Origin of the sequence: Actinomadura sp. 7K534, from assembly GCF_004348575.1 — a bacterium.
Lineage (GTDB): Bacteria > Actinomycetota > Actinomycetes > Streptosporangiales > Streptosporangiaceae > Spirillospora > Spirillospora livida.
Genome location: NZ_SMKB01000265.1, coordinates 1 through 9,385, shown reverse-complemented (window position 1 = coordinate 9,385; position 9,385 = coordinate 1). Strand labels below are relative to the sequence as shown.

Sequence of the window (9,385 nt, the reverse complement as noted above, 5' to 3'; positions counted from 1 at the left end):
GGTTAGGGGTGGACCAGGTCGCCGCGGGTGGTCTGGGTGCCGGGGACGGGGGCGGCCGGGTCGGAGTCCAGGGAGATGATCTTGTTGGAGCGGTCGACGTGCACGACGCTGGGCACGAACTCGCGGGCCTCGGCGTCGCTGAGCTGGGCGTAGCTGATGATGATCACGAGGTCGCCGGGCTGCACGAGGCGGGCGGCCGCGCCGTTGATGCCGATCACGCCGGAGCCGCGCTCGCCCGCGATCAGGTAGGTCTCCAGGCGGGCGCCGTTGTCGATGTCGACCACGTGCACCTGCTCCCCCGGGAGGAGGTCCGCGGCGTCCATCAGGTCCTGGTCGATGGTGAGCGACCCGACGTAGTGGAGGTCCGCCTGCGTCACGGTGGCGCGGTGGATCTTGGACTTGAACATCGTCCGGAACATCAGTGCTCCTTGCCGAGCTGGAGGGAAACGTTGTCGATCAGATGGGTGGCGCCGACCCGGCCCGCGACGGCGAGGACGGCCGGGCCGGTGCGGGGGCCCGAGATCGTGGTGAAGGTGGTGGGGTCGACGAGGACGAGGTAGTCGAGGACGAGGGGCGGGTCGGCGGTGGCGGCCTTGTCCAGGACGGCGTTCGCGGCGTCCAGGACCGCCTCGGGGCCATCGGAGGCGGCGTCCGCGCCGGCGTGCAGCGCGCGTGACAGGGCGGCGGCCGTCCGGCGCTCGTCCGGGGAGAGGTAGCGGTTGCGGCTGGAGAGGGCCAGGCCGTCGGCTTCCCGGACGGTCGGCCCGCCGGCCACCTCGACGGGGAGGTCCAGGTCGAAGACCATGCGGCGGATCATCGCGAGCTGCTGCGCGTCCTTCTCCCCGAAGATCGCGACGTCGGGCCGGACGAGGTTGAGCAGCTTCAGCACGACGGTGAGCATCCCGTCGAAGTGGCCCGGCCGCGCGGCGCCCTCCACGATCTCGCCCATCGGCCCCGACTTGACCGTGACCTGCGGCTCGCTCGGGTACATGACGTCGCGGGTGGGGGCGAACACGAGGTCCACGCCCTCGGCGGCGCAGGCTTCGAGGTCGGTGCCGAACGTCCGGGGGTAGCGGTCGAAGTCCTCGTCCGGCCCGAACTGCAGGGGGTTGACGAAGATGCTGACCGCCACGGCGTCCGCCGACCGGCGGGCCTGCCGCATCAGAGAGAGGTGGCCTTCGTGCAGGGCGCCCATGGTCGGGACGAAGGCCAGCGTGCCCTCGATCCGGGAGCGGGCCTCGGCCAGCTCCTCCCGTGTGCGCGCGACGACCGGGGTCACGAGACGTCCCCTTCCTCGGGTACCGGATGCCGTGGCCGCGTCCCGCGGGGTGGGGGACGGCGGGTCAGCGCCGTATCAGGCCGCATTCGTGTTCTCCCTGGTCAATCGGCCAGTGCTTCGAGGAGGCGTTCGGCGTCCTCGGGCTTGAGCATCCCGGCGGCGAGGGCCCGGTCGGCGGTGAGCCGGGCCAGCGCGATGTAGGCGCGGCGGCTCTCCGGCGACACCTTGGCCAGCTCGTCGACGTGGCCGGACACCGTCCCGGCGTCGCCCCGCGCGACCGGTCCGGTGAGGCCGTCGATGCCGAGCCGCAGGCCGTTGTCGAGGGCGGCGCCGAGCAGCGGGCCGAGCATCCGGCCGGGGTCGGCGACCCCGGCGGCGCGCAGCAGGTCCATCGCCTCGACGACCAGCGTGACCAGGTGGTTCGCGCCCCCGGCGAGCGCCGCGTGGTAGAGCGGGCGCGCGTTCTCAGTGATCCAGACCGGTTCGCCGCCCATCTCCAGGACGAGCGCCTCGGCGACCGGCCGCAGCGGCTCGGGGGAGGTGACGCCGAACGAGATGCCGGTGAGGCGGTTCACGTCGTCGGGGCGCCCGGTGAACGTCATGACCGGGTGCAGGGCGAGCGGCAGGGCGCCGGCGCGGGTGAGCGGGTCCAGGACGGCGGTCCCGTACCGGCCGCTGGTGTGCATGATCAGCTTGCCGGTGACGTCGACGCCCGCGGCGACGAACCCGGCCGCCAGTTCGGGGAGCTCGTCGTCCGGGACGGTCAGCAGCACCAGGTCGGCGGCCGCGACGACGTCCGGCGGGGCCGCGACGTCCGCGCCCGGGAGGCGTTCCGCGACGCGCGACCGCGACCGCTCGGACACGGCGGTCGCGGCGATCACCCGGTGCCCCGCGCGGGCCAGCGCGGCGCCGAGCGCCGTGCCGACCCGGCCGGCGCCGACGACGCCGACCGCGAGCCGGGCGGGCCGGTCCTCCGGCGTCTCCGGCTCGGGCCGGGGGGCGCGGGGGGTCGCTCCCGCAGCGGGGACCGGCCCGTCTCCGGGCGCGGCGGAGCCGGGCGTGACGTCAGGGTCCATCGGTTTCGTTCCAGTCCTCGGGTAGGTACCGGACGTGCGCGACCCAGGGTACCCGCGGGATCCCGGCACGGAGTCCGGTGGGTGACGATCGCCACCCCACCCCATTCAGTCATGCGCGAGGGACTCCACGATGGACGTGCGGGCGGCGCGCCGCGCCGGCAGCACCGCGGCGGCCATGCCCGCGGCGCCCGCCAGGAGGACGTAGCCCGTCACCTGCAGGTAGGGCAGCGCGAAGCGGGAGTCGTCGGCCATCGCGTTCGTCGCGGCCCAGCCGAACGCGATGCCGAGGACGACCCCGGTGACCGCGCCGATCACGGCCATGACCAGGGCCTCGACGGACAGCATCCGGCGGAGCCCGCGCCGGGTGAGGCCGAGCGCCCGCAGCAGCGCCGACTCCCGGGTCCGCTCGACGACCGAGAGCGTGAGCGTGTTCGCGATGCCGAACAGCGCGATGACGATCGCGAGGCCGAGCAGCCCGGCGAAGATCATCAGGATCGTGTCGATCGCCCGGGTCATCGTCTCCTTGAACTCGGCCGCGGAGACGACCTTCGCGGCCGGGTAGGGCTTCGCGGCGTCCTCGACGGCGCCGCGGGCGGCGGACGCCGGGATGTCGTCGCGGGCCTTCACGAAGAGGTTCGACGGGTCGACGGCGCCGAAGTACCCGGTGAAGTCGGCCTCCGGGACGATGATCCCGGAGATCTGGGCGCCCCCGCCGTAGACGGCGGTGATCTTCACGGGGACGGTGCCGCGCGGGGTCTCGACCTGGACGGTGTCGCCGAGGCCGCGGCCCGGCTGGGCGGCGGTTCCCTCGTCCACCATCGCGGTTCCCGTTTCGCGGGCGGCGGCGAGCGAGCCCGCCTTGATCTCGGGGTTCACGATCGTGCCGAGCGCGGACGGGGTGACCGTGCCGATCTCCTCCTCCTCGCCGCCGACGCGCGCGTCCTGCCTGCGGGTCTCCGCGACGGCGGCGATCTCCGGACGTTCGCGCACCGCCGCCGCGAGCGATGGCGGGACGCGTCCGTCCAGGCTCTGCGTCCTGATCTGGAACTCGACCGGGAACTGCTCCGCCAGCTGGTGCGCCGCGGTCGCCTTGCCGCTCGCCGCGACCACCGCGAACAGGCTCATCAGCCCGACGCCGACGGTCAGCGCGATCGTCGTGGTCGCGGTCCGGCGCGGGGCGCGCTGCGCGTTCGCGACCGCGAGCCGCCCGGGGACGCCGCCGAGCCGCGCCGGGACCGCGCCCGCGAGCCGCGCCAGCGGCCGGACGAGCGCCGGCATCGCCGCGATCACCGCGAGGAAGAACACGGTGCCGGCGAGCGCGACGGAGTACATCGCGGCCTGGCCCTTCTCCATGCCGAGCGATCCGAACCCGCCGATGGCCAGGCCCGCGGTGCCGAGCAGCAGCGCGATCGCCGTTCGCGCCCGGCCAAGGCGAAACCGGCCGCTACCCGGCTCCAGCTCCGAGCGCAGCGCGGCGACGGGCGCGACCCTGGTCGCGGCGCGGGCCGGCAGCAGCGCCGACATGACGGTCACGACGACGCCCACCGCCAGGCCGAGCACGACCGTCCGGGCCGACAGGGACGGTGCCGTGACCTGCACCGCCGCATCCAGCCTGGTGACCCCGGCGAGCGCGGCCGTGCCGAGGCCGGCGCCGGCGGCGAGGCCGAGCAGCGACCCGACGAGCCCGACCGCCGCGGACTCGGCGACGACGCCGCCGAACACCTGCCGGCGGGTCGCGCCGACGCAGCGCAGCAGGGCCGTCTCCCGCATCCGCTGCGCGATGAGGATCGCGAACGTGTTGTAGATGACCAGGGCGGACACCAGCATCGCCACCAGGCCGAAGATCAGCAGCCCGGTCCGGATGATCTCGGTGTCGGCGCCCGCGGACTTCGCCAGCTCCGCGCCGAGCTCCGTGCCGGTGTAGACCCGGTCGGCCGGGCCCGCGGCGGCCTCGATCGCCCGCCGGTCGCCGCCCGCGATGTCGATCTCGCGGTAGGTCCGCTCGCCGGTCATCGTGATCGTGGTGGGGGTGTCGAAGCCGACCGCGCCGAAGAACTTGGCCTCCTGGTCGATGCCGAAGTCGACCAGGCCGACCACGCTGAACCGGTGCGCCCGGTCTTTTGCGTCCAGGATCGTCACGGTGTCGCCTACGGTGAAGCCCTCCCGCTTGGCGAGCGCGCCGTCGAGGACGGTTTCGCCAGCACCGGACGGAGGTCGTCCCTTGTCGACGTCGTAGCGCAGCAGTGACCCGGACGGCACCGAGATACCGACCGTGGGGAAGTCGCCGACCGCCTTACCGTCCTTGCCCACCAGGGCGGCATCGCCCTTCACCACGCCGTGCACGCCGGTCACGCCGGGCAGCGCGCTGATCTTGCGGAACGTGTCGGCGGATATCCGCTCATCCGGGTCGGGGCTGCTCGGCAGCACCGCGAAGTCGACCTTGTCGGCGGACCGCGCGAACGTCTTGGCGACGCCCTCGTTCATCGTGTCGGTCAGCACGAACGTCCCGGAGATGAACCCGACGCCGAGGGTGATGGCGACCGCCGTAAGAAGAAGCCGCAGCTTGTGGGCCCGCAGGCCCGCGAGGGTCGTCCGCAGCATCACGCCTCCAGGCTCTTGAGCCGGTCGAGGACGGCGGCGGGCGTCGGCCGGGCGATCTCGGTCACGATCTCCCCGTCCCGCAGGAACACGACCCGGTCGGCGTACGAGGCGGCGACCGGGTCATGGGTGACCATCACGACCGTCTGCCCCATCTCGCGGACCGAGGAGCGCAGGAACCCCAGCACTTCGGCGCCCGCCCGGGAGTCGAGGTTGCCGGTCGGCTCGTCCGCGAAGATCACCTCGGGGCGGGCGACGATCGCGCGGGCGCACGCGACCCGCTGCTGCTGGCCGCCCGACAGCTCGCTCGGCCGGTGCCCGAGCCGGTCGCGCAGGCCGAGGGCGTCCACGACCCGGTCGAACCACGCGCGGTCCGGCCTGCGGCCCGCCAGCTGCAGGGGCAGCAGGATGTTCTGCTCGGCGGTGAGCGTCGGGAGCAGGTTGAACGCCTGGAACACGAACCCGACGCGGTCGCGGCGCAGGAGCGTCAACTGCCGGTCGCCCATCCCGGTGATCTCCGCGTCGCCGAGGACGATGCGTCCGCCGGTGACGGTGTCCAGCCCCGCGAGGCAGTGCATCAGCGTCGACTTCCCGGACCCGGACGGCCCCATGATCGCGGTGAACGCGCCCCTGGCGAACCCGGTGCTGACCCCGCGCAGGGCGTGCACGGCCGCGTCACCGGACCCGTACACCTTCGACACGTCCTCGGCCGTGACGGCGGCCGGTACCGCGGCGGCGGCCGGGGAGTTCCCGGGCGGATCGGCGAACGTGCTGGTCACAGTGGCTCCCTGCGGGTCGTGGTCACGGTCCTGATCTTTCGGGGACCACGCTAGGAAGCCGCCGCGCGGCCGCCATCGGCCCGGCGGCCACGCTTTCCGTCACCCTCACGGCCGACCGGCGCCCGCTCGTACGACCTGAGTCGTACGAGCCCGTCACTCCTCCCACGGACCGGCCCCGGCGCACGCGTAAGCGCCGGTGACCCTGGCGGGTCACCGGCGCTTCGGCGATGGGCGCGAACGCTCATCTTCGGAGGGTCAGTGAGATCCCTGCACTCTGCGCGGTGCGGAATCTCGCACCCGTCGCCCCGAGGGGGTGCGGGGGCTCAGTCGTCGACTTCGGCGATGCCCTTGCACTGCGCGTTCGCGAGGCCGATGACGGCGACGGCGTTGCCGCAGACGTTGGCGGCGGCGGAGATCGGCACGATCACCTGGTTGCCGGTGAGGAGCCCGATGTTGCCCGCGCTGGTGTTGTGCGAGCCGTCGCCCCCGTGCCCGCCGCCGTAGGTGGCGGCCTGGGCGGGGGCGGCGGCCAGCGCCGAGGCGGCGACGGCGAAACCGAGGATGCCGGTCGCGGCAAGCTTCTTGATCACGAGAGTCCTCCCGTACTTGGGCCGAAATGGCCCGATCTGACAATTGCCGACGCCGCCCGCGCGGGCGGCGTCGCGTACGGTAGTTATTCAGCTACTCTCAGGTAGATCAATGCGAAACGTAAGGTCGAGGACAAGAAGTCATCATGGAGTGATCAAGTCGTTACACAGTGTTGTCGGTTTGGCCGCTTTTCGCCAGACCTGTCTCGTAGGCGAACACGACCGCCTGGACCCGGTCGCGCAGGTTCAGCTTCATGAGGATCCGACCCATGTGCGTCTTCACCGTCGCCTCCGACACGAACAGCCGCTCCGCGATCTCCGCGTTGGACATCCCGCGCGCGACGAGCCGGAGCACCTCCCCCTCCCGGTCGGTCAGGCTGTCCAGCGCCCCGACCGCCTTCTGCTCCGCGTCCGGCAGGTGCACCGCGAACCGGTCGAGCAGCCGCTTGGTCGTGCTCGGGGCCACCACGGCGTCCCCCGAGTGCACCGCCTTGACCGCCTCGATCAGCTGGGCCGGGCCCGCGTCCTTCAGCATGAACCCGCCCGCCCCGGCCTTGATCGCGGCGAAGGCGTACTCGTCCAGGTCGAACGTGGTCAGGATGATGACCTTCGGCCCGGACTGCGCCACCACCCGGCGGGTCGCCTCGATCCCGTCCATGCGCGGCATCCGCACGTCCATGAGGACGACGTCCGCCCGCGTGACCCGCAGCAGTTCCAGCGCCTGCACCCCGTCGCCGGCCTCGCCGACGACCTCGATGTCGGGCTGCGCGTCCAGGACCATCGTGAACCCGGCGCGCACCAGCTCCTGATCGTCGACCAGCACCACCCGGATGGGCGCCGCCGTGTCCTCAGCCTCCGTCATGCACACTCCCGTCGAATGACGCCGCGTCGCTCACGAGGCGGCCACCTCCTCGCGGACCGGGATCCGCGCGAGCACTTCGAACCCGCCCCCCGGACGCGGCCCCGCGTGGACGGACCCGCCGTACACGGCGACGCGCTCCCGCATGCCGGCGATGCCGTGGCCCCGCCCGTCGTCCGGCGCGGCCGCGCCCCGCCCGTCGTCGTCCACCCGGACCTCCAGGGCGTCGCCGGTGTACCGGAGCCGTATCGACACCACCGCGCGCGGACCGCCGTGCTTGAGCGTATTGGTCAGCGCCTCCTGGACGATCCGGTAAACGGTGAGCTGCCGCCCCTCCGACATGGGCGCCGGCGTCCCGTCGACCTCGAACGCCACCGCCAGCCCCGACGCGCGGACGTGCTCGACCAGCTCCGCCAGCTCCGCCACCCCCGGCTGCGGCGCGAACACCCCCGCGTCGTCGTCCTCGCGCAGGACGCCGAGGAGCCGCCGCATCTCCGCCAGCGCCAGCCGTCCCGTCGAGGAGATCGTGTCGAGCGCCTGCCTGGCCCGTCCGACATCGGTGTCGATCGCGTAGGACGCCCCGTCCGCCTGCACCACGATCACGCTGACGTTGTGCGCCACCACGTCGTGCAGCTCGCGGGCGATACGCGCGCGTTCGGCGGCCATGGCCATCTTGACCTCGTTGTCGCGTTCGCGCTCCAGGCGTTCGGCGCGCTCCTCCACCGAGCGCAGATAGGCGCGGCGCGTCCGCATGTGCAGGCCGAGGAGCCAGACGCCCGCCACCACCACCGTGAGCATGGCGAACACGTACTTCCGGTCGTCGGCGCTGTTCGGGTACCGGACGGTCACCAGCAGCGCGCCCAGCTCGGCGACCAGCGCCGCCGCCAGCCCCCAGCGGAACGAATTACTGGCCGTGACGGTATAGAGGCCCATCAGGACGGCGATATTGGCCTGCACGGGCTCCACGCCGGCCAGGCACTGGACGGCCGAGATGAGCGCGACCGTGGCGAAGACCGCGCGGGGGAACGTCCGGCGCAGGACGAGCGGCGCGAGCAGCCCGAACGTCAGCAGCGCGAGCCCCCACGCGCCGATCCCGTGATGCCCGCCGACCAGCGACGGCGCGGAGAAGACCACCAGCGGCATCGCGAAGAACGCGTCGACCAGCGGCTTCTTACGCCGCAGCCAGTCCCACGCGCCCGCCACCATACGGACAGGGTACGGACGCCCGCCCGACCCCAGAATCAACCGCAGGTCGGACCCGGCCTCCACCGAAGGGACACCGCCGGGGCCCAGGCCGCAAAGGCGTAGCGGGCGGCGTCGCTCGCGGTAACGTCGCAGTCGTGGCGGCGTTGGTTTCCGAATGGCTGACATGGCGCACCGCTATGGAACGGGCGCTGTACGGGGAGAACGGTTTCTACCGTCGCGGGGAACGCCCCGCCGAGCACTTCCGCACCTCGGTGCACGCCTCCCCGCGCTTCGCCGCGGCCATCGCCCGCCTGCTGGTCGAGGTCGACGTCCTGCTCGGCCACCCCGAACGGCTGGACGTCGTCGACATCGGCGCGGGGTCGGGGCACCTGGTGAGCAACATCCTGGCCTGCGCCCCCGCCGATCTGGTGCCGCGGCTCGCCCCGACCGCCGTGGAGATCGCACCGCGTCCCGCCGAGATCTCACCGCGGATCGTCTGGCGCCCGGACCTGCCCGACCGCATCACCGGCCTCGCCGTGGCGAACGAGTGGCTCGACAACATCCCGCTGGACGTCGTCGAGCGGACACCGGACGGCGTCCGGACCGTCCTGGTCGACCCGTCCACCGGCAGCGAGCGGCCGGGGCCCGTCCCGTCCGCCGAGGACCGCGCGTGGCTGGACCGCTGGTGGCCGCTCTGCGAACCCGGCGACCGCGCCGAGATCGGCCATCCCCGCTGCGCCGCCTGGGCCTCGGTGATCGGACGGCTCTCCCGGGGGCTGGCGCTCGCCGTCGACTACTCGCACTCGCGGGACTCGCGTCCGGTGTACGGAACCCTGGCCGGCTACCGCGACGGATCGACCGTTCCCGCCGTCCCAGACGGCTCCTGCGACGTCACCGCCCATGTCGCACTGGACGCCTGCACGACCGCCGGCGAACGCGCCGGCGCCACGGCCACCCTCCTGACGACCCAGCGCGACGCCCTGCGCGCCCTCGGCCTCACCGGAACCCGCCCGCCCCTGGAC

Annotated in this window: 9 protein-coding genes; 1 reads left to right on the top strand and 8 read right to left on the bottom strand. The window is 73.2% G+C overall.

From position 1 onward, the window contains the following. Nucleotides 1-2: 2 nt before the first annotated feature. The 8 genes from panD to E1266_RS32000 all read right to left on the bottom strand — a co-directional run bounded on the left by panD (nucleotide 3) and on the right by E1266_RS32000 (nucleotide 8,384). The gene (gene panD, locus E1266_RS32035) at nucleotides 3-419 is read right to left on the bottom strand and encodes an aspartate 1-decarboxylase (RefSeq protein WP_132053473.1); all 417 of its coding nucleotides are present in this window, start codon (nucleotides 417-419) and stop codon (nucleotides 3-5) included. Beyond that, on the bottom strand, nucleotides 419-1,279 hold the full coding sequence (gene panC / locus E1266_RS32030) for a pantoate--beta-alanine ligase (RefSeq protein ID WP_132053471.1): 861 nt from the start codon (nucleotides 1,277-1,279) through the stop codon (nucleotides 419-421). Before panC ends, panD begins: the two co-directional genes overlap by 1 nt. A 101-nt stretch (nucleotides 1,280-1,380) precedes the next feature. Next, nucleotides 1,381-2,355, bottom strand: coding sequence for a DUF2520 domain-containing protein (locus E1266_RS32025; RefSeq protein WP_132053469.1), 975 nt, complete (start codon nucleotides 2,353-2,355; stop codon nucleotides 1,381-1,383). A 105-nt stretch (nucleotides 2,356-2,460) separates the two neighbouring features. Next, on the bottom strand, nucleotides 2,461-4,956 hold the full coding sequence (locus E1266_RS32020) for an FtsX-like permease family protein (RefSeq protein ID WP_132053467.1): 2,496 nt from the start codon (nucleotides 4,954-4,956) through the stop codon (nucleotides 2,461-2,463). Continuing rightward, nucleotides 4,956-5,732 carry an ABC transporter ATP-binding protein gene (locus E1266_RS32015; protein WP_132053465.1) on the bottom strand — a complete coding sequence of 259 codons (777 nt, stop codon included), beginning with the start codon at nucleotides 5,730-5,732 and terminating at the stop codon, nucleotides 4,956-4,958. The genes E1266_RS32020 and E1266_RS32015 overlap by 1 nt, the downstream gene beginning before the upstream one ends. A 323-nt stretch (nucleotides 5,733-6,055) precedes the next feature. Continuing rightward, on the bottom strand, nucleotides 6,056-6,322 hold the full coding sequence (locus E1266_RS32010) for a chaplin (RefSeq protein WP_165966293.1): 267 nt from the start codon (nucleotides 6,320-6,322) through the stop codon (nucleotides 6,056-6,058). A gap of 160 nt (nucleotides 6,323-6,482) precedes the next feature. Beyond that, a complete protein-coding gene (locus E1266_RS32005) occupies nucleotides 6,483-7,181 on the bottom strand; it encodes a response regulator transcription factor (protein ID WP_132053461.1) in 699 nt (232 codons plus the stop codon). Nucleotides 7,182-7,211: 30 nt separating this feature from the next. Beyond that, on the bottom strand, nucleotides 7,212-8,384 hold the full coding sequence (locus E1266_RS32000; RefSeq protein ID WP_132053459.1) for a sensor histidine kinase: 1,173 nt from the start codon (nucleotides 8,382-8,384) through the stop codon (nucleotides 7,212-7,214). 134 nt (nucleotides 8,385-8,518) lie between these two features. Between E1266_RS32000 and E1266_RS31995 the strand changes: the two genes are divergently transcribed. Then, nucleotides 8,519-9,385 (top strand): SAM-dependent methyltransferase (locus E1266_RS31995; RefSeq protein ID WP_347876762.1); only part of this gene is annotated, 867 nt, incomplete at its 3' end.